Source organism: Rhizobium sp. 25PS6 (genome assembly GCF_032464655.1).
In the GTDB taxonomy this organism is placed as follows: Bacteria; Pseudomonadota; Alphaproteobacteria; order Rhizobiales; family Rhizobiaceae; genus Rhizobium; species Rhizobium laguerreae.
Window position 1 is genome coordinate 31,270 of record NZ_JAWDIV010000021.1, and the last position, 22,975, is coordinate 54,244.

Here is a 22,975-nt window from a genome sequence, read left to right on the forward strand (position 1 = left end):
GGCGCTATCTTTGCCTGAGAAACCAAGCCGGGGGCGATCGCGTGACGAAAACCGAACTCGCGGAGATATACCGCGGCTACATCGCCTGCCTGAACAGGCAGGACTGGCACAATCTCGGGCAGTTCGTCGGCGACGATGCGGTTCATAACGGCCGGCGGCTCGGGCTGCCGGGTTATGTCGGCATGCTCGAGCAGGACTTCGATGAGATTCCCGATCTCTATTTCAAGGTGCTGATGCTGCTTTGCGATCCCCCATACATCGCCTGCCGGCTCGGCTTCGATTGCAGGCCAAAGGCAAAATTCCTCGGCCTCGATGTGAACGGCAGGCGCCTTTCCTTCACCGAGAACGTCATCTACGAATTTCGCGGCGGCAAGATCGTCGAGGTCTGGTCGGTCATCGATAAGTCGGCGATCGAAGCCCGGCTTGCGGGCTCGAATTGACGGCGCGGACGGTTTCCGGTCTGCGTCGATCAGATGATGGCGACGCGCTCGCCGAAGGGTGTGTCGTCGTCGAAATTCCGGGTGCCGATCCGATCGCTTTCACCTGACAAGACCGGCTGTTCCGCCTGTTCGCCGGCCTCTTCCCCGTCGTCCGATGCCGCATGCCCGTGCCGCTTTTGCGGATGCTCCTCGTTTTCGACGATCAGATCCGCGTGCGGGATGAGACCTTTTGCGGCCTTCTTCGCTGCCAACTGATCGGCCGTGATCTGCGACTGGCGGGCGGCGACCCAGGCATTGTCTGGTTCGGAGCCGATCGAGGTGCTGGTGCCGACCTTGGTGGGTTCGGACGCGGCGGTGGCGGAGATGGGGTTGATCGCGTCGACCATGATGCTCTCCTGCTGGAACGGGATCATTTTAGGTCCGGTCGACCTAAAGCCTGAATCCTGTTCTAAATTAAAGAGTAGAGCATGATGTCATCCGAAAACCGCTTACACTTTTCGGCATCATGCTCATGGCGAACCGGCGAACCAGCCGCCCGCTTCCCGGGATGAAAACGGCGCGGTCTTCGGGCCGATCAGGGAGACATATCGAGCCCGCGCCGAAAAACACAAGGGGACATTGACGTGACTGCCACTTCGGACAATGACGAAATCGGTGGCAGGTTGCGGGAAATTCGACGAAGAATTGTGTGCACAAGGGGTGCTCGGCGCGTGGTTAATGTAAGAATCGGAAACACTTTGTGACTAAGTGTCTCCAAAAGCTGCGTTTTTTGACTTGCTGCGCGCGAAGACATGACGGATATTGTTTAAACGTTGAGGAAGCCGTCATGATTAGAATGATTGAAAACCCTGCCGAACTGGCTGGCGAAGATATCACCGGCAAATATATTCTCCGGAGGCTGAACTATCACTGGTTCGCCTACGGCAAGGCGGCTATCGTGACCGCCTGCAAGGGAACGATCCTGCAGCTCGAGCGGGAAGAGACGGTCTATTCCGAGCGTTGGGGACGTCGCGCCTATACGGGCGCCGGCAGGCGTTATCCCGGCGGCATCTGTCCGATTTCTGCGGTCGCCTGCGTTTGCGATACGCCTGATGACGTCAATGCCGTCATTCAGCTGGATGTCGAAGCGCAGGACGAATTCTATCAGCTGATCGCCAAGGCCGAGGCCAGGGTTCAGGCTCTTGCCTCATCCTCACGAAACAGCCAGTTTCTCGAAGCCGCCGAGTAAGGCGATTTTTTTTATGAAATCCGCCATGCGCAGCATCCTTCTGCGCGTCCAAGAGGACGCTCGGCGCCGTAATGGAACGGAGAGCGATCATGACGCAGCGGGACACTCGGCCCGGTCACTCATTCGCCGCGGCGCCGTCGCTCGGATCGCTCGCCATCACCATTGCCGTGATGTTTGTAGCGCTGTTCTGGCCGGCCGGCACGCTCGACTGGCCGCGCGGCTGGATTTTTCTCGGCCTGTTCCTTGTGCTGACTGCTGTCGCAATCATCTGGATCTGGCGGACGAATCCGGAGTTGTTTGCGGCGCGCAGCCGATACCAGAAGGGTACCAAATCCTGGGACGCCGTGGTGGCGACGCTGACGATCATTCTCTTTGCTGCCATTCTTCCGGTCGGCGCATTCGATGACGGACGTTTCCACTGGGCGCCGCAGCCCGATTGGGTCGTCTTTATCGGCTATCTCCTGATGACATCAGGTTATCTCGGCCTGACCTGGGCGCAATCGGTCAACCGGCATTTCGAGCCGACGGTGCGCATTCAGACCAACCGCGACCACAAGGTGATCGACACCGGACCCTACGCCGTAATCCGCCATCCCGGGTACGCAACCGCCATCGTGCTCAGCGCCGGCATGGCGCTGTCGCTTGGATCGCTCTACGCGCTGATCCCCGCCGGCCTGCTCGTCGTCGTCCTGTTCGGCCGCACGCTCGGCGAGGAAGCCGAACTGCGCAAGGGCCTCGAAGGTTATGCGGAGTACATGGAGCGTGTGCGGTGGCGCTGGATTCCGGGAGTCTGGTGAGCGGAGAGGGTGCTTCGCCACCCGCCGCCGACTTATCCGATCACCCGATCTGCCTGAGATCCCTGGCGAAGCGTTGCCAGTTGGCGACGTAGTTTTCTGCCGAGCGGCGGATGCCCTCGACCGCCGCTTCGTCGAGCTGGCGCACGACCCGCGCCGGTGCCCCGACGATCAGCGAGTTGTCGGGGAATTGCTTGCCTTCGGTCACCAGAGCATTGGCGCCGACGAGGCAGTTGTTGCCGATCTTCGCACCATTCAGGATGGTGGCGCCCATGCCGATCAGCACGTTGTTGCCGATGGTGCAGCCATGAAGGATGGCGTGGTGGCCGATGGTGCAGCCGTTTCCGATCGTCAGCGGGAAGCCCATGTCCGTATGGGCCATCACGCCTTCCTGGATGTTGGTGCCTTCGCCGACGCTGATCGGCTCGTTGTCGCCGCGCAGCACGGCGCCGAACCAGATGCCGACATTCTCGCCGAGTTCGATTTGGCCGATGATGCTGGCATCCGGGGCGATCCAATAGAGGCCGGCAGCGGGCAGTTTCGGCGTCGCTCCGCCAAGCGCGTAGACGGGCATGGCTCTCTCCTCAGACGACCTCGATCGACAGCGTGGCGACGCCGTCGATGCCGCAAGTGATGCGATCGCCCCTGGCCACCGCGCCGACGCCGGCGGGCGTGCCGGTCATGATGATATCGCCGGCTGCGAGAGTGAAGAGCTTCGACAGCTCGGCGATGATCTCCGGCACCTTCCAGATCATCTGGTTGAGATCGCCGTCCTGCACGCGCTTGCCGTTCTGTTCCAGCCAAATCGTCGCCTGCGCGGGGTGGCCGAGGCGGCTGGCCGGAACGATTGGGGAGATAGGGGCGGAATGTTCGAAGGCCTTGCCGACCTCCCAGGGACGACCAAGCTTCTTTGCCTCGCCCTGGAGGTCGCGGCGGGTGAAATCGATGCCGACGGCATAGCCATAGACGCAGTCGAGCGCGTCCACGGCCTCGATGTTTGCGCCGCCTGATTTCAGCGCCAGCACGCATTCCACCTCGTAATGCACGTCGTTCGACAGCGACGGATAGGGAAAGGCCTTGCCCGCCGGCAGCAGGTTGTCGGCATTCTTCTGGAAGAAGAAGGGCGGCTCGCGGCTGGGATCATGCCCCATCTCGATCGCATGGTCGGCATAGTTTCGCCCGACGCAATAGACGCGGCGCACCGGAAAACGCTCGGCGCTGCTTTCGACCGGCAACAACACCGGTTGCGGAAGCGGGATGACGGTGGCGGGATCGGACATTGGCGGGCTCTTCCTGTTTCGAATCTTGATGCATCTTAGACGCAAAACATCGCGCCGGGAAAGCCGTCCTTGGCGTCCGGCTTCGGTGCATTGACGCTATCGCGGCTGCGCGTTAACCTTAGCCATGAGCAGGATTTTTACAGTTTCGACGACGTCTACCACCACCGCGTCGCGGTGGGTGGTAGACGCGTGAATTGAATTCCGTTCATTGCTGCTGAAACCAACCCGCCGGAAACGAGCGGGTTTTTTGTTCCCGCCTGTGCCCCGTATTCGAGGACGAGATCGTGGACGATATCCAGAAACATGTTCTTGCGGAGCGGGCGCTGGCCGTCGCCCGCCACTGCATCGCCAGCCGCTATGCCGGAGCTGCATTCGCCTATGTCGCCGGCTCCATCATGCGCGGCGAAGGCACCGTCCTTTCGGATATCGATCTGGTCGTGGTGTTCCCGTCGCTCCAAAGAGCCTGGCGGGAGTCGTTCAGCGCGGATGGGTTTCCGGTCGAAGCCTTTGTCCACGATCCGCAGACGCTGGCGCATTACCTCCATCAGGACGTAGACAGCGGCTATCCCATCATGGCCAACATGGTCGCGACAGGCTGTATAGTGGGATCGGATATCGACAGCGCGCACGTCATCCAGGCCAAGGCGGCAAGTATGCTGGCGGCAGGACCGAAACCTCTTGCCGGGGCAGACTACGACATGCTGCGCTATCAGGTCAGCGATTTGGTCGACGATCTGCGCGGAACGCGCCCGCCCGAAGAGATCGCCGTCATCGCCGCACTTCTCTACCAGAAGCTCGCCAATCTGATTCTGCTCGGACGCGGCGCATGGTCCGGCCGCGGAAAATGGGCGCCGCGCCTCATGAAGAAGCTCGATGCGCAATTGGCAGCCGAATTCGACGCGGCATTCAAACTGGCGGCAGCGGGCGACGGCGCCCGGTTGCTGGCTTTGGCCGATCGGGAGCTTGCCTTGCATGGCGGCCGTTATTTCGAGGGGTTCAGACAGGACGCGCCGCTGGAAGCGCGCCGCCTGGGATAGTATCGATTTGCGTTGACTGCGTTCTGCGCGGTTATTCCTCGCCGGACTCGACCAGCGCCTCCCGGACGATCACGTAATAGGGGGCAAGCTCGGGAATATCGGCGGCCAGCCTGTCGAAGGCGGGGTCGGATGGCGCAAGGGTGCCGGCGTATTTCGCCGCGATGAAGGCCTGGTGGGCGGCAAGGGCTTCGGCTTCGGCCCTGTGCACGACGGTATAGACCGGCGAAGGTACGGTGCGACCTTTGACGATGATGCGATCGAGCTCGACGACCGTGTAGGTGCCGGCGACCAGCCTTGCGGTCTCCTCGCCGAGCAGCAGGGCCACGCCATAATTCTTCGAGGCGCCTTCGAGGCGGGAGGCAAGATTGACGCTGTCGCCGAGGCAGGAATAGTCGAAGCGGCGGGTCGAGCCCATATTGCCGACGATGCATTCGCCGGTGTTGATGCCGACGCCCATCTTCAATACATGCGGCCTGCCGCCGCGCATCGCCGCCTCCCGCTCCAGCTCACGGTTCAGGCTCGATATCGCTGCCTGCATCGCGAGCGAGGCTTTGACGGCGTGCAGGGCATGATCGGGATCGTCGAGCGGCGCGTTCCAGAAGGCCATAATGCAATCGCCCATATATTTGTCGATCGTGCCGCCATGATCCATCACCACGTCGGAAAGCGGCGTCAGCAGCCGGTTGATCAGGCCGGTCAGCTGCTCCGGATCATCCTTCAAGGTCTCGGCGATGGTGGTGAACCCACGCACATCGGAAAACAACACCGACAGCGTGCGCCGCTCGCCGCCGAGCTTCAGCTGCGAGGGATCCTGCGACAGGCGCCGGACGAGATCGGGCGAGATATATTGTGCGAAGGCGCGGATGATCTGGCGCTTGTTGCGGCGCTCTTCGGCGTAGTCGAAGGCGGCTTGGCCGAAGACGACCGAGATATAGGCGACCGTCGGCCCGAGCGGCGCGACGAAGATATGGGCAAGCCGGATACCGGCAAAGCTGAGGGCCGCGAAGGCGAGAAGGGCAGCTGCGCTGGTCACGATCGTCAGCCATCCCGTCGAGCGCCAGACGGTGGCGGCGGCAAGCAGGACCGATATGAGGATACAGGCGGCCACCACCGGGAGGCGAGCTTCTTCGATCGACAGGCCACGGCGGATATTGTCGTAGATCGTCGCTTGGATTTCGACGCCCGAGGTCAACGTGCCGGTGTGGACGGTATAGGACGTGGCAAAGGCATCGACGCCGCCCTTATCGATCACCGGCGCGTTCTGCAGGCTGAGGCCAACGAGCACGACGCGACCCTTGAAATAATCCGGCGGCAGAAGATGTGCGGGATCGAGCGCCTGGTAATAGGAGACCGTGGGATAGGAGCGGGCCGGGCCGAATGATTGGATAAGCTGGCCCGCCGGCAGGGTTGCCGAAATCGTTCCAGACGCTTTCGCCAGCGTTGCGGCAAACCCGTCCTCATAGGCCGGAATCCGCCGGAAAGTGCCATCGCCGCCAAGATCGACGGAGGCAATGCCGGTCTTCGCTCCCGCTTCGGTCAGTTGCTGCAGCGGGGTGACGCGGATGAGTTGCGTGGCTTGCGGCGTCTCGATCAACGTCTCGTCGCCGGCAAGGACGACATCCGGGCCGACGGCGTTAGTGATCGCGTTGTCGTTCTCCGGGGTCGAGGGTTCTGCCAGGATGATGTCGAGGCCGATGACGCGGGCGCCGGCGGCGCGCAACTGGGTTACTAGTTGGGCATGAAGGCTGCGCGGCCAGGGCCATTGCGCGTTGATATCGGCAAGCGACGGTTCGTCGATCGCGACGATGACGGGTCCGCCGGGTGGCGGGCGGGGATCGTCGACGGTCGAGAGATAGTCGAAGCTTCTGAGCTCCAGCAGCGACCAGGCGGGCAGGCGCGACAGAAACGAGATGGCGATCAGGACGGTAAGCGACAGCACCAGCAGACGGAGGCGGCGGCTTTCGGCCTGCCCGCGGGCCGGTCTGACCTGCCGAGGCTTTTTCTGCGCCCGCATCAGAAGCGGACTTTGAGCGTGCCCTTGAAGGCGCGGCCCCAGCCGGGCACGCCGGGGGTGATCTCGAACTCCTCGTCGAGCAGGTTATAGGCGGCTGCCTCCAGCTCGATGCGCTTGTCGAACGGTTCCCAGACCAGGTGGGCGTCGAGGCTCCAGTAATCGTCGAGCTTGGTGCCGAGATCGTCGCCGTCGCGCTCGCCGATATAATTGGCCGCCACCGTCGCCTTGACCTTGGCTTCATTGACCCAGGTCAGTGCGATCTGGCCGGAATTCTTCGGGATGAACGGCAGGGAACCGCCGTAATTCGGTTCCAGCGGGTCCTTGTTCTCCGATTCCATGTAGGCGTAAGTGGCGGAGAGGCCGAAACCGTAGCCGAGCGCGACGTTGGCAGTCACGGCGGCGCGGTCGACGCTGCCGCGCGACAGCGGCAGGCTGTCGGCCGCCGGAAGCGAGATCAGCGGAAAGTCAATCGAGAAATCATGCAGTTCCTGGTGCTGGTATTCGACCGAGGTGAAGAAACGGTCGGTCCACTCGGCGTCCCATTGCAGCGCGACTGTATCGCTATAACCTTCGATGCCCACCGAATACTGGTTGGTCTGCAGGCCGAGGATGCCGACCGGGGCGAGAGTGGGAACGCCGGTTTCCACGCTCTGGCGCATGAAGGCAGCACGCAGCCAGTGGTTCTGGACCGGCGCCCAGGCAACGCCGAAACGTGGCTCTAGCCGGCTGACATCGACACCGTCGCCCGTCAGTTGCGTGCCGAACAGCGCATATTCTGCCTTCAGATCGGGTGTAATCTCGTGCAGGACGTCCACATAAGCGCGGCCGATGTCGATCGTGTTGCTCAGGGTATTGGGACCATCGATGATTTCCGGAAGGATGAGCAGACGCGGAAAGAGTTCATGAAGGCGTGAGGAGGTGGTCGTGCTGGCATCGATCCAGCCGCGCTCGATGCCGTACCGCCAGGTCAGCGGGCCTGTATCGATAGAGTGATTGAGAGCCCAGATGTAAGTTTCCGAGCTTGTGTCCTCGGTTGCATCGAGGAACGGAATGATATCGGGATCGCGCAAACCTAGAACAGGCGCATCATCAACCCTCAGGAAATTGTCCGTCTGCGATTTTCTTTGGGAATAGAAAAACGCGCCGTTCAGGATGTTGTCATAGCTGAAGGTGTGGCTCCAGCCGATACCGGCATTCGTTAACTCGCTCTCATTGTAGCGGTCGGAGAATTGCGATGAGATCGACGTTGGAATGCCGGCGCCGAGAGCGTTCAGAAAATCCGTCAAGGCGCTGCCTTGCGAAAGAGCGTTCAGCGCTCCGTCGCTCTTGGCGTGGTTGACGAAGGCCACCACGCGATCGTCCGGCGTGATCGTCGCGGTGAGATAGCCGTTGCCGCTGAGGATCTTGTTGTCGGTGGAGAAGCCGCCGAAGTCCGTGTAGTTGCCGTCACGCGCAATCTCTTCCCAGTTGAGGTTGCCGTAGAAGCTGATCGGGATCGTCGCGTTCGAATAGCCCTGGATTTCGGCTTCGCCGATACGCCTCGTATGGCCGTCGACACTGTTGATGCCGCCGCCGAGCGAGCCTTCGATGAAGGGCACGTCAAACAGGGTTACCGAGCGTGAGCGGCCGGAAAGCATGTGCGGCGAAAGCAGCAGGCCCTGGATGAAGGATGAGTAGCTTGACGCGTTGCCGCGGTTTTGGATGATATTGTCGTCGCTGAAGCTGGTCGCGTTGACGAAAGGAAAGATGCTGCCCTTGATCGACTGATCGATATAACCGGTGCCGTTGAAAGGATCGAAGACGGCATCGCCGTAATAGCGGCCCCAGGCATCCAATCCTTGCAGGCGGAAGGCGTCGTTCAGTGTCGAACCGGCGCTCGCATTGGCGCCGAGGCCGCTGTAATCGCCGCCGCGGGCGCGCGAGCGGCGCAGGAATTCTTGCGCGTTGCGGATCGCGCCATCCGCATCGTAGTCGTCGATATCGATCGCGGTGCGGAAGGACGAGATAACAGGATCGTCATCGTCGAGGCGGTCGGCGTTGTCGAGCGCCTGTTCGGACGGAAGCCGGTCGCCCTTTTCGTAATGGGCGGCCGCAAGCATGAACTGCGATTGCGAATGCGCGGGATTGGCGGTGCTGGCGGCGAGCAGATCTGCCAGCGCCTTGTCGCGCTCGCCGGTCTGCAGGTAATAGCGGCCGCGAGCAAGCAGGGCGTGATCGAAGGACGGATCGAGAGCGATCGCGGTGTCGATCTCGCGCTTGGCTTCCTTCATGCGCGCCTGATCGAGATAGAGGATTGCGAGGTTCGCGTGCAGCAGCGGGTCCTGCGGATCGAGCTCGATCGCCTTCTTGAACGCCTTTTCCGCTTCGCCATTGGCATCGCGCGAGCTTTGCAGCAGGCCGAGAGAATTCAGTGTGCCTGATGCGCCGGGGGCAAGCGCGATGGCGCGGTTCAGGTCCGCAAGCGCGCCGTTGATATCGCTTTCATAGGTCGCCTTGTAGCCGGCACGGGCCGACAGCGCCATCGGATGATCGGGGTCGAGCGACAGCGAGCGCTCTATCGCTTCCTTCATCTGCTCACGGTCGTCGGTGAGCTCCGCCAACTGGGCGCGAACCGCCGGCAGGGTCGGATCATCGGGATAACGCTGCTCCGCTTTCTTTATGATATCGAGCGCTGCGCGCGGGTTTTTTAGGAAGCCTGTCGTATAGGCCTCCATGATCGCGCCATAGGGGCCAGTGGTGTTGGCCGGCGGCTGTTCGGCATGGGCGGGGTCGGCCAGTGAACGGGCGAAATATCCGCCATATTGAGCCATGTTGCGGCGTGTCGGGTCGAGGTGCGGCAGGGCCTTCTGAAAGAGCTTGGCGGCATCGCCATAACGCTTTTCCGAGCCGGCGATGGTGGCGTCGATCAGGTCGACACGCGCCTGCTGGGCTGTCGTCAGTTTGCGATCGCGGATATTCTTCAGCGTTGCGGCTGCAGCATGGCGTCCGTCGAAGGCGCTCTGCACTTCGGCAAGTTCAAGCCAGTCTTCGGTGGTGCGGCGCTCCGGCGGCAGCGCCAGCAGGCGGCGGCGTTCCGTCGCCATGCGGTCGGCCCGCAGCGGCGAAGTCGGCATCAGGTCGAAGCCGTCGCGCAGGTCCAGATAGAAGAGCATCTGTTCGCGGTCATCGGGATTGACGCTGATGATCTTGGTCGGCGCCTGGCCAATGGTGGCGACCGCTCCTTCGCCCTCGTTCACCTCGACGCTGCCCTGCGGGTTGCTGAGCGCCACGCGGCCTTCGAGCACGATCATCGAGGTCTTGGCGCCCTCGACGGTCATCGTCCAGTCCGTGCCGCGGATGGCGGCGGCGGCGGCCGGTGTTTCCACCGTCAGGCCCTGGCCACCGCGCTCGGCGCGTGCCCAGATGGTGCCGGATTGGAGATTGAGTACGGTATCGCCGCCGGCAGCCATCTTCTTGACCTGAAGCGAGGAATTGCGGCCGAGGCGGACCTGAGTGTGATCGGAAAAAACGATGGCGAGCTGGCCGTTGGCATTGGTGCGCAGCACGTCGCCGGTCAAAAGATCCTGATTGATATCGACGACGCGCCAGTCCGACACGTCGATGAAGCGGACTTCCTCGCCGATCTTGCGGGCGATGACGGAGCCGGCGACCGGCGTGGCACGCGGCACGGGATCGGCCATCGCCGGCAGCCCGAAACCGGGCACGGCAAAAGCCAGCGCCATCCCGACGCGACAGATGTTACTGGAATAACCCCGCATGTCCTCGACCCCATACCCCGCTCCCCCTTTGTCCGTGTAGAGTGGAAAAGTCAAGCATGTTGCACACGTGTTCTTGCTTTCGTCGCGAAGTGTAATATCAGGGAAACACTTTAGGGTATGGAGTATTCAGGTGAGCGAATTCGAAAATGCCACTGAGGTTATGCTGAGCAAGCCCTCGAGCGGGGACGTCAGCACCGAGTATTTCGATCATATCAAGAAAATCAACGACATATTTTATGATCAGATCAAGATATCCGACCAAAAGGCCGCCTATATCTTTACTTTCATGCTCGCTTTTCTGGTAAGCTCCAGCGAGGTGAGGGCCGTGTTCAGCCTGACGCGTTACACCGGCGGCACACCGGGCAGCATGCTCTTTTCCGGCCTGCTTGCGGCAGCCTCGGTCTTCTCGATCCTGTCGGCAATTCTTGTCGTGCTGCCGCGGCGTCTCGGCACCTCCACCTCGCTATTCTGGGGCGCCTGGCCTGATCATCGCGATATGTTCTTCGAGGCCGCGCTACGCCGTGACGAGCGCTACCTCTTCGACCAGTATCTCGAAAACGCCAACATTCTATCGGCCATCGCTCGCAACAAATACCGCTGCGTCACCTTCGCGTTTCGTGGGCTGATGGTAAGCGTGATCGCCTATGTGCTGCTGTTGATTGCTGTGTGAGGGAGTAAGCGGCGAACCAGCGAACGCTCTGAGCGCAGGCGGCCAAGAATGCAGGGCGCGCCGAGGGCGCGCCCGTCCGTTCAATCTTCGATCTCGAGAACGAGCTCGAGCTCGATCGGCACGCCTAATGGCAGGCTGGCCACGCCGAGGACGATTCGGCCGGAGAGTTTATCTTCGCCGAAGACCTGGAGCAGCATTTCGGATGCCCCGTCGGCGACCTTTGGGTGGTCGCGAAAATCGCCTTCGGTGGCGATGTAGACGCCGAGCTTGACGACCTTCGCCACCCTGTCCAGCGAACCGAGATATTCCCTGGCGGCCGCAAGGGCGCTAAGGGTCGCTGTCTCGGCGGCCTTCCTGCCGTCTTCGGCCGTCAGCGCGCCGCCGACGCGGCCGATATAGCGGGGCTTGCGGTCGACGACCGGCAGCATGCCGCTGAAGAAGACCAGCTTGCCGGTTCTGACCGCTTCGATATACGCGCCCAAGGGCGTCGGCGGTGGGGGAAGGGCGATGCCGAGGTCCTGCAGCCGCCGTTCCGCGCCGGCTGCCTCAGCTTTTGCATGGTCTACCATTTGCCCAGATGTGCGCCGCCGTCGACGTGCAGCACCTCCCCGGTGACACGCGGAGCTTCGGTGAGGAAGACGACTGCATCGGCGATCTCCTCGACATTGGAGATGCCTGCCATCGGCGACAGCGTCCTCAGGAAGTCCTTTGGGTTGTCTTTGTGCAACGGCGTGTCCACCACGCCGGGAGCGACGATATTGAAGCGAATTCCCTCGTTCGCATATTCCATCGCGAGGTTCTTGGAAATCGCGTTGATGCCGCCCTTTGTCATCATCGAAACCGAGGCGGAGAAGCCGGCGATCGGATGGTCGGTCAATGGGGTGGTAATGCTGACGACGCTGCCGCCGGTTTTCTGCGCAAGCATCTGCCTGACGACCTGTTGCGTCAGATGAATGAAGCCTTCGAGATTGGTGGAGGACAATTTCTCGAAGTCGGCCATCGTGAAATCGACGAACGGCTTAGCCAGGAAAATGCCGGCATTGTTGACGAGCGCGTCGATCGAGCCGAAGCGATCGATTGCGGTCCTTGCCACCCGCGCTGCGGTTTCGGCATCGCCAATGTCGCCGTCGACGAGCGCCAGCTTGTCGGAGGCTTGGAAGGCGTTCGAAGCGCTGACTTGGCGCGAGGTAGCGACGACATTATAGCCGCGCTGGATGAAGGCGTTGACAAGGCCGGCTCCGATACCCTGGGAGGCGCCTGTGACGATGACTGTTTTTCTCGTAGTCATGTTGATCTCCATAATCTGGTTCGGGCAACGCGGGCCTTACGGTTGCAAAGGCGGGGTTGCTCGAGATGGGGCTGCTGCGAATGCGCCTCCATCCGGTTGTTGTTTTCGCAAGGTGAATATGGCGAAAACTCAATTCCTCGATTAGATGGAAATATCTGGATTCTCTTTTGCGTCCATGCAAAAATCAGCGCATGGCCGATCTGAACGACATCGCCGTTTTCGTGAAGGTGGCGCAGTATGGCAGCTTCAGCCGTGCTGCCCATTCCCTCGGCATGCCGGTATCGACCGTCAGCCGGAAGGTGACGTCGCTGGAGGAGCAGCTCGGCGTGACGCTTATACAGCGCACGACCCGCAAACTGAGCCTGACCGCGCAGGGGCGGGCCTATTGCGACAGGTGCAGCGAACCGCTCGCTCATCTCGTCGACGCCGAGCAGGCGCTCACCGAGACACAGAGAAAACCGGAAGGTCTGCTGAAGATCTCCGTGCCTGTCATCTTCGGGCAGGAGGTCTTCTACGAATTCATCTCAGCCTTCCTGAAGACCTATCCCAATATTCAGATCGATCTCTTCGTCACCAACCTGTTCCTCGATCTGGTCGCCGAGAATGTCGATCTCGGCATCCGCTTCGGCGAACTCAAGGATTCCTCCATCGTGGCGCAGCGGCTCGGCAAGAGCGTGCGCTATCTGGTCGCCGCACCGGAGTATCTGAAGGGCAGGGTGCTTCCCACCAAACCCGAAGAGCTGAAGGACCATCAGTGCGTTCTCTTGAATGGCCGCAACGGCGAGGCGGAATGGCATCTCGTGAGCGGTCGCAAATCGGTTCGCCTGCATGTGTCGGGGCCGGTATCGAGCCGGGATTTCGATGCGGTGAGCGCCTTTACCTATCGCGGACACGGCATCGGCCTGCTGCCTTCGACTTATTGCGACGAGCAGATCAGAAGAGGCGAACTCGTCCGCCTGCTGCCGGACTGGTCGTCCGAGGAAATTTTCGTGCACGCCGTCTATCCCACGCGCCGCTTCCTGCCCTCCCGATTGCAGGTATTTCTCGAGGCGCTGAAAGCATGGAAGACCCCCTTGTGGCTTCCCCTGCATTGAGGCCTCCAATTCCATCACCGAAAATTGAAGCCGTACGCGGGGCCGAGCGATCTGCGTCGGCCAAGCTGTGTTAGAGTTCGCCGGCTTGGATGGCGCAGGGATTGGATTGCCAATGCTGACGACACTTGCGGTGCTTATGGGTCTTTCCGGCCTCGTCCCTATCGCGCAGGCGGCGGGAAGCGAAGTCGATGTGACCCTCGTGCTTGCCGTCGACACTTCGCGGTCGATGGACTTCGAGGAGATCGGCATCCAGCGCGAGGGTTATGTCGAAGCGCTCAAGCACAAGGAATTCATTGACGCGGTGAAGGGCGGGCTGACCGGCCGCATCGCCATCAGCTATTTCGAATGGGCTGGCTATGTCGTCCAGGATTCCGTCATCGACTGGCAGGTGATCGAGACGGAAAAGGACGCGATCGCTTTTGCCGACAAGCTCGAAGCCCGGCCGATTGCCACGCAGCGGCGCACATCGATCTCCACCGCGATCGCCCAGGGGGCCAGCATGATCGTTTCCAGTCCCTTTCAGTCCAGGCGGCAGGTGATCGATGTCTCCGGCGATGGACCGAACAATTCCGGCGATCCCGTCACCCCCGCCCGCGACAAGGCGATAGAAGCCGGCATGATTATCAATGGCCTCGCCATCATGCTGCGGCCTTCCGATGCGCCCAACGGGCTCGATAAATATTATGCGGATTGCGTGATCGGCGGTCCCGGCGCCTTCGTGCTGCCGGTCCGCAAGATCGAGGATTTCGCCGTTGCCGTGCGCCGCAAGCTGGTGCTGGAGATCAGCGGCATTTCCCCGCCGGCGACGGTGCAGAAAACAGCCGGCGCCGAGACGGGCGCCGACTGCCTGATCGGTGAGAAGCAATGGCGGGACATCTTCGACCGTTGATGCTCGGATCAACGCGCCGAAGTTATTTCAGTCAGTATCTGGTAAGCGGCGGAGACGCGGTCCTCGTTGGGATAGTTTTTGTTGGCCAGAATGACGATACCAACCCGCTCTTTCGGGACGAACGCTACATATGCGCCGAAACCATTCGTTGAGCCGGTTTTATTGATCCACACATCGTCGCGCGGTTTCATTGCCGGCATCAGTTGCTTGACGGGAATGGTCTTGAGCATCGCGCCGGAATTGTTGTCCATCAGCGTCGTCAATGTCGCGGGATAGGAATACTGTTCCCAAATAAGGTCTTGGGTCATCGCGCCGACATCGAAGTATCCCCTGTGCGTATTGGTGATCGCCTGCTGGAGCTTTCCGTCCAATTCGACCAGTCCCATGTTTGCGTCGATGAACCGGATCATGTCGCTTGCTGTGGATTTCACTCCATAGGCCTCGGACGAAAGAGTGGCGGGTGTCATCCGAGCCGGCTCGCCGCTTCGCTTGTAGCCTTGGGCATAGTCGGCCATTTTCGATTTCGGCACATTGATATAGGTGCTCGTCAACCCGAGAGAAGCAAACAATTGGTCTTCCATAAGAGCTGCGAAGTCTTTGCCCATGCTTTTTGCCGTTATATATCCGAGCGCGCCGATGCTTGGATTGGCGTATGTTCGGTGCGTTCCGGCGGCATGTGATGGTTTCCAGCCTGCGAAATACTCCATCAGCTGTTTTTCGGTTTTGACTTCATCGGGAACTTGCAGCGGAAATCCGCCAGCCGTGTGCGTGCCCAAATTCATCAGCGCGACATCGCCGAAGGGTCTTCCTTTCATAGCCGGAAGATATTTGCTTGCCTTGTCCGACAGCGAAAGTTGGCCGGTCACGTCCGCGTAAGAGGTGAGGGTGACTGTAAAAGTTTTGCTGATCGATCCCAGTTCGAACATGGTTGCCGGGGTGACGGGCCTGCCTGTGTCCTTCGACTCGACACCGTAGTTGAAGATGTGGTCCTCTCCGTCAACGGCGATGGCGACGGCCATGCCCGGAATGCCGTATTTATCCATGATCGGCTTTACCGCTGCGTCCGAGATGGCTTTCAGTTTCATCTCGTCGGCCGCAAAGCCGCTTGTGGAAATGCATGTCGAGACCAAGGCGGCCGATAGAGTTTTTATCCAGTTCCGATTCATTCTCATCCTCCGCACGCAGCTTTTAATCAGCGCAAAAGCGCATGAGGACGGCATTTAACGGCACTGTTTTGTGGCGGCAAACGATGATATCTCGGAGGAGATCCAAGAAAATCTAGGGCTAAGATGGTTCGGCAATTCCTCCCTTTAAATGGCCTGAGGGCTTTCGAAGCATCGGCAAGACATCTCAGCTTCACCCGGGCCGCCATCGAGCTTTGCGTTACCCAGGCGGCTGTAAGCCAGCAGGTCAAAAGCCTGGAGAAGCGATTGGGGGCTGCGCTTTTTCAGCGCCTCCCAAGAGGCTTGAAAATCACCGCAGAAGGCGAAGCTCTTTTGCCGACCCTGACCAATTCCTTCGATCAGATGGCGATCACGCTGGACCGGATTGAAGCCGGGCAGGTTCGGGAATTGCTGTTCCTGGGCGTGGTCGGGACGTTCGCCGTCGGCTGGTTGTTGCCAAGGCTTTCGGATTTTCAACGACAGCACCCGTTCATCGATGTGCGCATTTCGACAAACAATAATCGCGTCGATATGGCGGCCGAGGGGCTGGACTTTGCCATTCGCTTCGGCAGCGGCTCCTGGCATGGCACAGAAGCGCTGCGTCTGTTCGACGCTCCGCTCTCGCCTCTGTGCACGCCCAAATTGGCCGAGCGTTTAAGGTCGCCTGCAGACATGATCGAGGCGACGCTTTTGCGAAGCTATAGGGCGGACGAATGGAGCACCTGGTTTGCGGCAGCGAACGTTCCGCCGGCGGCACAGATAAACGCAGGTATCGTCTTCGACTCTTCGCTTGCCATGATGGAGGCCGCCCTGCAAGGACTGGGGATCGCTCTGGCACCGCCGTCGATGTTTTCCAGGCATCTGTCGTCAGGGGCTGTCAGACAACCTTTTCCTACGACCATATCGTTGGGGAGCTACTGGCTAACCCGACTGCAATCGAGGCCGCCAACAGCGGCCATGCTCGCATTTTCCGATTGGATAACGTCGCAGATGTCTCCCGCATCGCAATGACGGCTTCCGGCGAGCCGGAGGCCGAGATCATCCGACGCTCAAGAGGTCGGCGTCAGCCTCGTGGCGCGCTCCTCCCGCCATGCCTCTACGCTGCAGCTTTGCTTACGCCACACAGATGCCCGGCACGGCGATCTTCTGGAAGAGATGCGGTGAGGCGACCGCCGAGGACGGATAGACCGAGAGCTTCGCCCGAAACTCCGGATGCGAAAATGCCGCCCGGAAATCGGCGGTCGATTCCCAGACGGCATAATTGAGATAAGCGGGACTTTCGCCGACGGCGCGGTGCATCTGGGTCGAGATGAAGCCCGGCTGCCGTTTCATGAAAGCCGCATCGGCCTGCCAGGCATCAAGGAAGGCCTGCTCGTCGGCCTTGTCGAGCGTGAAGAGGTTGATGAGGACGATCGCGGAGGCATCGATCGCGATTTGGCGATCGATCGGGAAGGCGGGGTCCATCGGGCGCATGAGCGACATGGTCGACTCCATCTGGTTTGGTTACATGATGTCAATCTGGTGATACGGATACATATTCAATTTGACACTATGATGTCAATATAGATATATGGTGACAAATGCGAGAACCCCGACGGACCCCGGCTGGAACAGCCTTGACCGACCTCATTCTGGATCTCTTCCGGCTCAACAACCGGATGATCAACGCGGGCGACAAGCTTGTCGACGGGCTCGGCCTGACCAGCGCCCGCTGGCAAGTTCTCGGCACCGTCGTCACAGCCGGTCGGCCACAGCCGGTCGCGTGGTTGGCGCGCGACATGGGGGCCAACCGCCAGAACGTCCAGCGCATCGTCAACGATCTGGAGAAGGAAGGGCTTCTGGCGTTCCAGCCCAACCCGCACCACCGACGGGCACAGCTCGTCGTGCTGACGGACAAGGGAAAACAGGCATACGAAACCGCCATGCGCCTGCAGGCTCCCTGGGTCGACATGCTCTCGGAAGGGCTTCAGGTCGAGGATCTCAAAACCACGCATGCCGTCATGAAGGCGCTGCGCAGCAAACTGGAAGGACATGGAGATGTTGAAGAGCAGGCCTGATCGCTATGGCGCAATAGCGGTCTCGATCCACTGGTTGAGTGCGGTTCTGATCCTGGTGCTGCTCGGCTCCGGCTTCCGGGCCGCCAACGCCATGGATGCCGCGACCAAGGCAGGGCTGCTGCGCTTCCACATTCCGGTGGCGATCGTCGTCCTGCTTCTCACGGCTCTCCGCATCGTCTGGTGGTGGCGTTTCGATCGCAAGCCTGCGCCGGTGGCGGCATCACACCGTTGGAAGGAGCGGCTGGCGGGCTTTGTTCACGTCGCCTTCTACATCTTCATTCTCGGCATGGTCGCCAGCGGCATCGGGATGATCATCCTCAGCGGGGCTGCTCCCGCCGTCTTCGGGGCAGCTGGTGCCACGCTCCCTGATTTCACCGCCTATCCGCCGCGTGGCCCGCATGGGCTCGGCGCCTTCCTGCTCGTCGGCCTGCTGGTCTTCCATGCCAGCGCTGCGCTCTATCACCAGTTCGTCCGCTGCGATCACCTGCTGCGGCGGATGTGGTATGGCGGCTGAGATCCAGCCCCGCAGACTGGCGAGCCGGCAAAGGAGCTGGCTACTGCCAATTCCAATCCGATGATCAATGCTCACCAGGACGGGCTCGATGGTATGGTGGTCGTTGCACGCGGAAAAGACACACGATGAAATCCCGGCGCGGTACGTGCGGTACCCGCCGGGATGTTTTTCTCAAATGATGTCGCCGTCTGGTCGCCGCCCTTGCCTATAAGGGCAGCTGCTTGCCGGCCTGTTCGCTGACCATGTATTCGGCGTACCAGTCCGGCCAGTTCTCGTCGTGTTTGCCGCCGTTTCGCTTCTCGTGTTCACCGTGCGCGGTCGCAGCACGGCGCATGGCTGACGCGAGATCGGTCGAGGTGGTGAACGTCGTCCCGTCGGCGTCGATGCGTCCCGGCAGGCGCGTGGTGACTTCCTGGAACAGCCAGCCGTTGCCATCGGGATCCTTGAAGGAGGCAAAGGAGCGGTAGCTGCGGTGATCGGGATCGCGGCCGGCAATGCGGAGCCGCCCGAACAGATAGGGTTCGTCCTTGCCGGCATAGATGCCGGCCGCGTCATGAAACACTTCGCTCACCTCGACGCCGCGGGCGATGAGATCGCGGCGGGCGGCCTCGATGTCGGAGACGATAAGATAGAGCCCCTGGGCTGAGCCGGGGGCTGCGGCGGTGACGTTCTTGCCGAAGATGATCGCGCAGCCGGAGCCGGGCGGAGTAAACTGGATCACCCGGAAATCGGCATCATTGGCGAAGTCGGCGTCGAGCCGCCAGCCCAGGCCGTCGTAAAAACGTTTGGCGCGGTCGACGTCGGAAACGGGGATGACGACCACCTCGAGCTTGGTGTCGACGGGCTGTGTTCTCGGGGTTTCAATGGGGGTTTCGCTGCGCAGTGCATTGCTCATCTTAAGCTCCTTGGGTTCTGGATGTCTTGAGAATTGCGGACACGTGACGGGCCAAGTTGACCACGGCGCGGTGGGGTCGTCGAATCAATTATTGGCGGATTCCACTACGACACACGGCGCGTCGCTCTCGATTCGTGCGGTTGGTGAGGTCATGTCGATCCGATGAGGCGGCGGGGTCGGTTTCCCGCCACCTTCGTCTGTCGTCCTGCGGCTCGTCGAGCCGGCGTGCAGGAAGTTCCTACGCGGCGAGAGCGGCGCGGGTCTTGCCGATCGTTAGAGCCGCCTTTGCTGCCTCGCGCCCTTTCTCGACGAAATGTGCGCGGTAGATCTGTTTGTGGTGCTCGGTTTCCTGATACTGATGCGGCGTCAGCGAAACCGACAGCACCGGCACACCGGTATCCATGCCGGCGCGCATCAGCCCATCGACGACGGCCTGGGCGACGAATTCGTGGCGGTAGATTCCCCCGTCGACGACGAAGGCGGCGGCAACGACAGCGGCATAGCGTCCGGTTGCCGCAAGATCGCGCGACAGCAGCGGGATCTCGAATGCGCCGGGAACATCGAACACATCGATCTGCTCGGGCGGAATAAGCTGATGGAAGCCATCTAGGGCGCGGTCGACGATGTCGGCGTGCCAACTGGCTTTGACGAAGGCATAGCGGGTGGGTGTCATGGTAATCTCCTTTGGCGAACAGACACATCACCCAAGGCGATCACGAACGTCCCCGACAGCCGCAAGGGCGGCAGGAACGCACGTTCTCTTTCATCCGGACTATGACCGTCGGCTCAGGCATCTCACCTGATCTGCTGACCCTTCCGAAGAAGGCGCTCGCGGGCTCGCAATCTAAATTGCATACCGCCGGTAGGGACTTGCACCCCGCCCTGAGAACGGCGCGAACAATAGGGGGAAGGTGACGGGCTGGCAATAGGCCGAAATGCTTCGCGACTAATGCTGGATCAGCGCTCCCGACACGGCGATTTCGCTTGTTGGTCGATCGCAACGGGCAGTCCCTCTTGCGGAGGATGGGCTTGCGCCTACATGCTGTGCGTGAGGACATTCACGTCAGAATAACACGGCAAGACAGGCTGCGCCGTCTCCACCGGAGACGGGCAGGGCCGTGGAAACCATGGGAGAGAGAGATGCAAGACCCCTTCGTCGTCCACCGGGAGGCGCATATCGCGGCGCCGCCGGCCGCGGTGTTCGCGTTGATGACCGACCCGGAAAAGATCCTGCGCTGGATGGGAACGGAGGCGCAGGTCGAGCCGCAGCCCGGCGGGCTCTATCTCGTCAACGTTACCGGCGCGCGCTTTGCGCGCGGCTCGTTTCGAGAGGTGGTGCCGGTTCATCGCCTTGCCTACAGCTTCGGCTGGGACGGCAGCGAGGTGGTGCCGCCGGGGTCGAGCCTGGTCGAGATCGATCTGATCGAACAGGGAGGCGGAACGCTGCTGCGACTCACCCATAGCGGCCTGCCGAGCGCCGAGCAATGCGCCGGCCATGCGGAAGGCTGGGCGCATTACCTCGGACGGCTGACCGAGGTCGCCGCCGGGGGCGATCCAGGGCCCGATCCTTTTTACGGCAGGACATGAACAATTTTTGCGGGCGGCGGGGCGGTTCTGTAGCGCTTGCCGTTGCGACAACAGCGCTCGGACCGGCCGTGCGGAAGCGCTTCTTTTTCTCCCGCAAACATGAACGCGCAATTCATCTCCAGTTCAATTCGGCGGTCATAAGGTGTGGACGGCTGGTTTGAAATGGAGTTCTCGATGAAGGCACTTTCTATCGCGGCTGCCTTGCTCGCTGGCAGCCTCTCGTTCGGCACAGCGCAGGCGATGCCGATTGGGACAATCAATGTCCAGAGCAATATCACAAAGGTCGACTACGCCTGCGGTCGCGGCTGGCATCTGACGCGCTGGGGCGAATGCCGACGAAACTGGAGACGCCCGCCGCCGGTAGCTTTTTACGGTGGCCCGCCCCGCTGGGGCTGGGAGCGGCGTCACCGGGATTGGGATGGCCCGCGCTGGCGCCATGAGAGGCGCTGGGATCGCGACCGCCGTTGGCGGGATTATGACTAAGGGTCTCGCCTAGTTGTAGATGGACGAAGGCCGGAGCGATTTTCGCCCGGCCTTTTCTGATGAGACAGCTTCGCGACGCTGACCGGCAGCGTCCTCCCGATTTGTCCGGTACGGTCAGATCCTGCTGGCGAGCCAGTACTTGTCGTCGATCAGTTCTTCGAGCTCGACCGGATCCTTGACGCCGAATTCGAACCATTCGACGAGTTCCTTCGCCTTGCGGCTGCTCTCCTCCGCCGTCAGCTCGACCTGATATCTTTCGCACCATCGCCGAAGGATCGACGTCAGCAGCGTCATGTCATTCCCATCCAACGGATCTTTCGGCCAGCATATCGTGCCCATCGTACCCCTCAATCACACGATGACGAATGACCCTACAATGGAACCAAAATCGCGCAAGTTTAAAGTGTTTATTTTTTTGTTTTCCACCGCGCCGAATGGTTTTCGACAGTCGATGCGGACGGCCTTTGCGGGCGACAGGCCGAGTCGCTGGAAGCGTCGCCACGATCACCCAGGGATGTCCTTGCGGACGTCCACGTGGGCGTGCGATGTTAAGCGATGGATCTGCCGTCTCCTCTTGCCTGGCTGGTTGACGAGGCCGGAGCCTCGCTTGGTCCCGAACGGTTTCTGGCCGAGCTCGGGTGCCGGCTGCTGGCCGACGGACTGCCGCTTTCCGGCGGCACGCTGACGCTTTCGGTGCCGCATCCGATCATTGCGCGGCGCACCTGGCTATGGCGGGCCGAGACCGGTGCTGTCATCGAGGCGCTGGCCTTTGCCGCGGCTCCGCAGAGCGAGGCCGGGCGCGACTGGCTGGCCGGGCTCGGGCCGGTATGGGAGGAGCGAATAGGGCCTTCGCAGGATAGTCCCATGCTCGGCTGGGCGGGTATCAACAACCGGGCAGGGTCGGGCGCATTCGCTCCGGCTGAAGCCGACCGGCTGCGCGAGGTCGCGCGATTTGCCGCCGCGCCGCTCGCAGCACTCGCGGCGCGAGAGGCGCGGGCAGCGCTGCTTGAAGCCTATCTCGGCCGGCGCAGTGCCGCCCGGGTACAGGCCGGCGCGCTTGCTCGCGGCACCGGCGAGACCATACGTGCCGCTCTTCTCTGCGCCGATCTGCGCGATTTCACCGCGCTTTCGGAGGTAACCGAGCCGCACGCAATGATCGCGACGCTCGACGCCTGGTTCGACCGCGTCGCAGGCGCCGTGCATGCTTTCGGGGGCGAGGTGCTGAAATTCATGGGCGACGGTGTGCTGGCGATCTTTCCGGTCACGGCTGCGTCGGTCGAGGCAGACGCTGCCCGAGGGGATCGCGAGGCCTGCGAGGCCGCCCTTCGTGCGGTTGCCGCGAGCCGTGCCGGCATGGCCCATCTCGACCAGGTGCGCCAAGCGCAGGGGCTGGCGCCGCTGCCCTTCGGCGCAGCATTGCATTTCGGCGAAATCCTGTGGGGCAATATCGGCGCGGCCGACCGGCTGGATTTCACCGCCATCGGCCCCGCCGTCAATCTGGTCAGCCGGCTGGAAGGGCTCTGCAAGCCGCTCGGCCGAAGCGTGCTGATCTCGGGCGCGGTGGCAGCGAATACGGCGACGGCGCTGACGCCGCTCGGAGAGCATACCTTGCGCGGCATTGCCGACCCTTGTGCGGTGTTCACGCTGCCGGCGGATTGAGCCGTCAAGAGGACACTGCCCGATGGAGTCGGATATGCGACGGTTTCTCCCAGTTGCGATTTTGTCCAGTCGGGAAATCGTACCGCAAAATCATGATTGTGAAACTCCGCTTTTTTAGCTAAAGC

At 61.4% G+C, this 22,975-nt stretch carries 25 protein-coding genes and 1 riboswitch; of the genes, 13 read left to right on the top strand and 12 right to left on the bottom strand.

The window, feature by feature from the left end; translation table 11 throughout:
- Positions 1–41: 41 nt before the first annotated feature.
- Positions 42–440, top strand: a complete 399-nt coding sequence (locus tag RWK44_RS26710; protein WP_077978688.1) for an ester cyclase — start codon at positions 42–44, stop codon at positions 438–440.
- A gap of 29 nt (positions 441–469) precedes the next feature.
- Here RWK44_RS26710 and RWK44_RS26715 read toward each other — a convergent pair whose 3' ends face one another.
- Positions 470–826 carry a hypothetical protein gene (locus tag RWK44_RS26715; RefSeq protein ID WP_077979237.1) on the bottom strand — a complete coding sequence of 119 codons (357 nt, stop codon included), beginning with the start codon at positions 824–826 and terminating at the stop codon, positions 470–472.
- 440 nt (positions 827–1,266) lie between these two features.
- On the opposite strand from RWK44_RS26715, the gene RWK44_RS26720 reads away from it, so the two are divergent.
- Positions 1,267–1,668, top strand: a complete 402-nt coding sequence (locus RWK44_RS26720) for a hypothetical protein (protein ID WP_032992104.1) — start codon at positions 1,267–1,269, stop codon at positions 1,666–1,668.
- 89 nt (positions 1,669–1,757) lie between these two features.
- Entirely contained in the window at positions 1,758–2,465 is a 708-nt protein-coding gene (locus RWK44_RS26725; RefSeq protein WP_183594419.1) for a methyltransferase family protein, read from the top strand.
- 40 nt (positions 2,466–2,505) lie between these two features.
- On the opposite strand, the gene RWK44_RS26730 is transcribed toward RWK44_RS26725, so the two are convergent.
- Positions 2,506–3,036, bottom strand: a complete 531-nt coding sequence (locus tag RWK44_RS26730) for a gamma carbonic anhydrase family protein (RefSeq protein WP_131643000.1) — start codon at positions 3,034–3,036, stop codon at positions 2,506–2,508.
- Positions 3,037–3,046: 10 nt separating this feature from the next.
- Positions 3,047–3,742, bottom strand: coding sequence for a fumarylacetoacetate hydrolase family protein (locus RWK44_RS26735; protein WP_316029623.1), 696 nt, complete (start codon positions 3,740–3,742; stop codon positions 3,047–3,049).
- 284 nt (positions 3,743–4,026) lie between these two features.
- Here RWK44_RS26735 and RWK44_RS26740 point away from each other — a divergent pair, with 284 nt between their 5' ends.
- Positions 4,027–4,779: a nucleotidyltransferase domain-containing protein gene (locus RWK44_RS26740; protein WP_316029624.1), complete on the top strand. Its 753-nt coding sequence runs from the start codon at positions 4,027–4,029 to the stop codon at positions 4,777–4,779.
- A gap of 31 nt (positions 4,780–4,810) precedes the next feature.
- Here the strand turns inward: RWK44_RS26740 and RWK44_RS26745 are convergent, their stop codons facing one another.
- Both RWK44_RS26745 and RWK44_RS26750 read right to left on the bottom strand, forming a co-directional pair.
- A complete protein-coding gene (locus RWK44_RS26745) occupies positions 4,811–6,793 on the bottom strand; it encodes an adenylate/guanylate cyclase domain-containing protein (protein WP_316029625.1) in 1,983 nt (660 codons plus the stop codon).
- Positions 6,793–10,551, bottom strand: coding sequence for a FecR domain-containing protein (locus RWK44_RS26750; protein ID WP_316029626.1), 3,759 nt, complete (start codon positions 10,549–10,551; stop codon positions 6,793–6,795). The genes RWK44_RS26745 and RWK44_RS26750 overlap by 1 nt, the downstream gene beginning before the upstream one ends.
- A gap of 130 nt (positions 10,552–10,681) precedes the next feature.
- Between RWK44_RS26750 and RWK44_RS26755 the strand changes: the two genes are divergently transcribed.
- Positions 10,682–11,221 carry a Pycsar system effector family protein gene (locus RWK44_RS26755; RefSeq protein ID WP_131643004.1) on the top strand — a complete coding sequence of 180 codons (540 nt, stop codon included), beginning with the start codon at positions 10,682–10,684 and terminating at the stop codon, positions 11,219–11,221.
- 80 nt (positions 11,222–11,301) lie between these two features.
- Here the strand turns inward: RWK44_RS26755 and RWK44_RS26760 are convergent, their stop codons facing one another.
- Entirely contained in the window at positions 11,302–11,790 is a 489-nt protein-coding gene (locus RWK44_RS26760) for a RidA family protein (RefSeq protein ID WP_131643005.1), read from the bottom strand.
- Entirely contained in the window at positions 11,784–12,509 is a 726-nt protein-coding gene (locus RWK44_RS26765; RefSeq protein ID WP_131643006.1) for an SDR family NAD(P)-dependent oxidoreductase, read from the bottom strand. The genes RWK44_RS26760 and RWK44_RS26765 overlap by 7 nt, the downstream gene beginning before the upstream one ends.
- A gap of 191 nt (positions 12,510–12,700) precedes the next feature.
- Between RWK44_RS26765 and RWK44_RS26770 the strand changes: the two genes are divergently transcribed.
- Positions 12,701–13,603 (top strand): LysR family transcriptional regulator, encoded by a 903-nt coding sequence (locus RWK44_RS26770; RefSeq protein WP_131663768.1) that lies wholly within the window; start codon positions 12,701–12,703, stop codon positions 13,601–13,603.
- Between the two features lie 112 nt (positions 13,604–13,715).
- Positions 13,716–14,492: a DUF1194 domain-containing protein gene (locus tag RWK44_RS26775; protein ID WP_131643008.1), complete on the top strand. Its 777-nt coding sequence runs from the start codon at positions 13,716–13,718 to the stop codon at positions 14,490–14,492.
- 8 nt (positions 14,493–14,500) lie between these two features.
- Here the strand turns inward: RWK44_RS26775 and ampC are convergent, their stop codons facing one another.
- On the bottom strand, positions 14,501–15,658 hold the full coding sequence (ampC, locus tag RWK44_RS26780; protein WP_131663767.1) for a class C beta-lactamase: 1,158 nt from the start codon (positions 15,656–15,658) through the stop codon (positions 14,501–14,503).
- Between the two features lie 123 nt (positions 15,659–15,781).
- On the opposite strand from ampC, the gene RWK44_RS26785 reads away from it, so the two are divergent.
- Positions 15,782–16,666 (top strand): LysR family transcriptional regulator, encoded by an 885-nt coding sequence (locus tag RWK44_RS26785; RefSeq protein WP_316029627.1) that lies wholly within the window; start codon positions 15,782–15,784, stop codon positions 16,664–16,666.
- A 102-nt stretch (positions 16,667–16,768) separates the two neighbouring features.
- On the opposite strand, the gene RWK44_RS26790 is transcribed toward RWK44_RS26785, so the two are convergent.
- Complete coding sequence (locus tag RWK44_RS26790) at positions 16,769–17,137, bottom strand: antibiotic biosynthesis monooxygenase family protein (protein WP_206103079.1); 369 nt, start codon at positions 17,135–17,137, stop codon at positions 16,769–16,771.
- A 98-nt stretch (positions 17,138–17,235) separates the two neighbouring features.
- Between RWK44_RS26790 and RWK44_RS26795 the strand changes: the two genes are divergently transcribed.
- Both RWK44_RS26795 and RWK44_RS26800 read left to right on the top strand, forming a co-directional pair.
- A complete protein-coding gene (locus RWK44_RS26795; RefSeq protein ID WP_131663766.1) occupies positions 17,236–17,712 on the top strand; it encodes a MarR family winged helix-turn-helix transcriptional regulator in 477 nt (158 codons plus the stop codon).
- On the top strand, positions 17,693–18,226 hold the full coding sequence (locus RWK44_RS26800; protein ID WP_131663765.1) for a cytochrome b: 534 nt from the start codon (positions 17,693–17,695) through the stop codon (positions 18,224–18,226). Before RWK44_RS26795 ends, RWK44_RS26800 begins: the two co-directional genes overlap by 20 nt.
- Before the next feature lie 205 nt (positions 18,227–18,431).
- Here the strand turns inward: RWK44_RS26800 and RWK44_RS26805 are convergent, their stop codons facing one another.
- Positions 18,432–19,121: a VOC family protein gene (locus tag RWK44_RS26805; protein WP_131663764.1), complete on the bottom strand. Its 690-nt coding sequence runs from the start codon at positions 19,119–19,121 to the stop codon at positions 18,432–18,434.
- 238 nt (positions 19,122–19,359) lie between these two features.
- Positions 19,360–19,794, bottom strand: a complete 435-nt coding sequence (locus tag RWK44_RS26810) for a 6,7-dimethyl-8-ribityllumazine synthase (RefSeq protein ID WP_131663763.1) — start codon at positions 19,792–19,794, stop codon at positions 19,360–19,362.
- Between the two features lie 78 nt (positions 19,795–19,872).
- A riboswitch (FMN riboswitch) is annotated at positions 19,873–20,015 on the bottom strand.
- 246 nt (positions 20,016–20,261) lie between these two features.
- Between RWK44_RS26810 and RWK44_RS26815 the strand changes: the two genes are divergently transcribed.
- Together RWK44_RS26815 and RWK44_RS26820 are read left to right on the top strand one after the other, a co-directional pair.
- The gene (locus tag RWK44_RS26815; RefSeq protein ID WP_020050677.1) at positions 20,262–20,708 is read left to right on the top strand and encodes an SRPBCC family protein; all 447 of its coding nucleotides are present in this window, start codon (positions 20,262–20,264) and stop codon (positions 20,706–20,708) included.
- A gap of 174 nt (positions 20,709–20,882) precedes the next feature.
- Positions 20,883–21,191, top strand: a complete 309-nt coding sequence (locus RWK44_RS26820; protein WP_131643014.1) for a GCG_CRPN prefix-to-repeats domain-containing protein — start codon at positions 20,883–20,885, stop codon at positions 21,189–21,191.
- 114 nt (positions 21,192–21,305) lie between these two features.
- On the opposite strand, the gene RWK44_RS26825 is transcribed toward RWK44_RS26820, so the two are convergent.
- Positions 21,306–21,530, bottom strand: a complete 225-nt coding sequence (locus RWK44_RS26825; protein WP_131643015.1) for a hypothetical protein — start codon at positions 21,528–21,530, stop codon at positions 21,306–21,308.
- A gap of 216 nt (positions 21,531–21,746) precedes the next feature.
- Between RWK44_RS26825 and RWK44_RS26830 the strand changes: the two genes are divergently transcribed.
- Positions 21,747–22,850 carry an adenylate/guanylate cyclase domain-containing protein gene (locus RWK44_RS26830; protein ID WP_131663762.1) on the top strand — a complete coding sequence of 368 codons (1,104 nt, stop codon included), beginning with the start codon at positions 21,747–21,749 and terminating at the stop codon, positions 22,848–22,850.
- Positions 22,851–22,975 lie beyond the last annotated feature (125 nt).

What these genes read in the sequence shown, in the direction of transcription:
- RWK44_RS26715 (WP_077979237.1), bottom strand. Translation starts at nt 826, where the DNA reads ATGGTCGACGCGATCAACCCCATCTCCGCCACCGCCGCGTCCGAACCC.
- RWK44_RS26720 (WP_032992104.1), top strand. Translation starts at nt 1,267, where the DNA reads ATGATTAGAATGATTGAAAACCCTGCCGAACTGGCTGGCGAAGATATC.
- RWK44_RS26725 (WP_183594419.1), top strand. Translation starts at nt 1,758, where the DNA reads ATGACGCAGCGGGACACTCGGCCCGGTCACTCATTCGCCGCGGCGCCG.
- RWK44_RS26730 (WP_131643000.1), bottom strand. Translation starts at nt 3,036, where the DNA reads ATGCCCGTCTACGCGCTTGGCGGAGCGACGCCGAAACTGCCCGCTGCC.
- RWK44_RS26735 (WP_316029623.1), bottom strand. Translation starts at nt 3,742, where the DNA reads ATGTCCGATCCCGCCACCGTCATCCCGCTTCCGCAACCGGTGTTGTTG.
- RWK44_RS26745 (WP_316029625.1), bottom strand. Translation starts at nt 6,793, where the DNA reads ATGCGGGCGCAGAAAAAGCCTCGGCAGGTCAGACCGGCCCGCGGGCAG.
- RWK44_RS26750 (WP_316029626.1), bottom strand. Translation starts at nt 10,551, where the DNA reads ATGCGGGGTTATTCCAGTAACATCTGTCGCGTCGGGATGGCGCTGGCT.
- RWK44_RS26760 (WP_131643005.1), bottom strand. Translation starts at nt 11,790, where the DNA reads ATGGTAGACCATGCAAAAGCTGAGGCAGCCGGCGCGGAACGGCGGCTG.
- RWK44_RS26765 (WP_131643006.1), bottom strand. Translation starts at nt 12,509, where the DNA reads ATGACTACGAGAAAAACAGTCATCGTCACAGGCGCCTCCCAGGGTATC.
- RWK44_RS26770 (WP_131663768.1), top strand. Translation starts at nt 12,701, where the DNA reads ATGGCCGATCTGAACGACATCGCCGTTTTCGTGAAGGTGGCGCAGTAT.
- RWK44_RS26775 (WP_131643008.1), top strand. Translation starts at nt 13,716, where the DNA reads ATGCTGACGACACTTGCGGTGCTTATGGGTCTTTCCGGCCTCGTCCCT.
- ampC (WP_131663767.1), bottom strand. Translation starts at nt 15,658, where the DNA reads ATGAATCGGAACTGGATAAAAACTCTATCGGCCGCCTTGGTCTCGACA.
- RWK44_RS26785 (WP_316029627.1), top strand. Translation starts at nt 15,782, where the DNA reads ATGGTTCGGCAATTCCTCCCTTTAAATGGCCTGAGGGCTTTCGAAGCA.
- RWK44_RS26790 (WP_206103079.1), bottom strand. Translation starts at nt 17,137, where the DNA reads ATGTCGCTCATGCGCCCGATGGACCCCGCCTTCCCGATCGATCGCCAA.
- RWK44_RS26795 (WP_131663766.1), top strand. Translation starts at nt 17,236, where the DNA reads ATGCGAGAACCCCGACGGACCCCGGCTGGAACAGCCTTGACCGACCTC.
- RWK44_RS26800 (WP_131663765.1), top strand. Translation starts at nt 17,693, where the DNA reads ATGTTGAAGAGCAGGCCTGATCGCTATGGCGCAATAGCGGTCTCGATC.
- RWK44_RS26805 (WP_131663764.1), bottom strand. Translation starts at nt 19,121, where the DNA reads ATGAGCAATGCACTGCGCAGCGAAACCCCCATTGAAACCCCGAGAACA.
- RWK44_RS26810 (WP_131663763.1), bottom strand. Translation starts at nt 19,794, where the DNA reads ATGACACCCACCCGCTATGCCTTCGTCAAAGCCAGTTGGCACGCCGAC.
- RWK44_RS26815 (WP_020050677.1), top strand. Translation starts at nt 20,262, where the DNA reads ATGCAAGACCCCTTCGTCGTCCACCGGGAGGCGCATATCGCGGCGCCG.
- RWK44_RS26820 (WP_131643014.1), top strand. Translation starts at nt 20,883, where the DNA reads ATGAAGGCACTTTCTATCGCGGCTGCCTTGCTCGCTGGCAGCCTCTCG.
- RWK44_RS26825 (WP_131643015.1), bottom strand. Translation starts at nt 21,530, where the DNA reads ATGGGCACGATATGCTGGCCGAAAGATCCGTTGGATGGGAATGACATG.
- RWK44_RS26830 (WP_131663762.1), top strand. Translation starts at nt 21,747, where the DNA reads ATGGATCTGCCGTCTCCTCTTGCCTGGCTGGTTGACGAGGCCGGAGCC.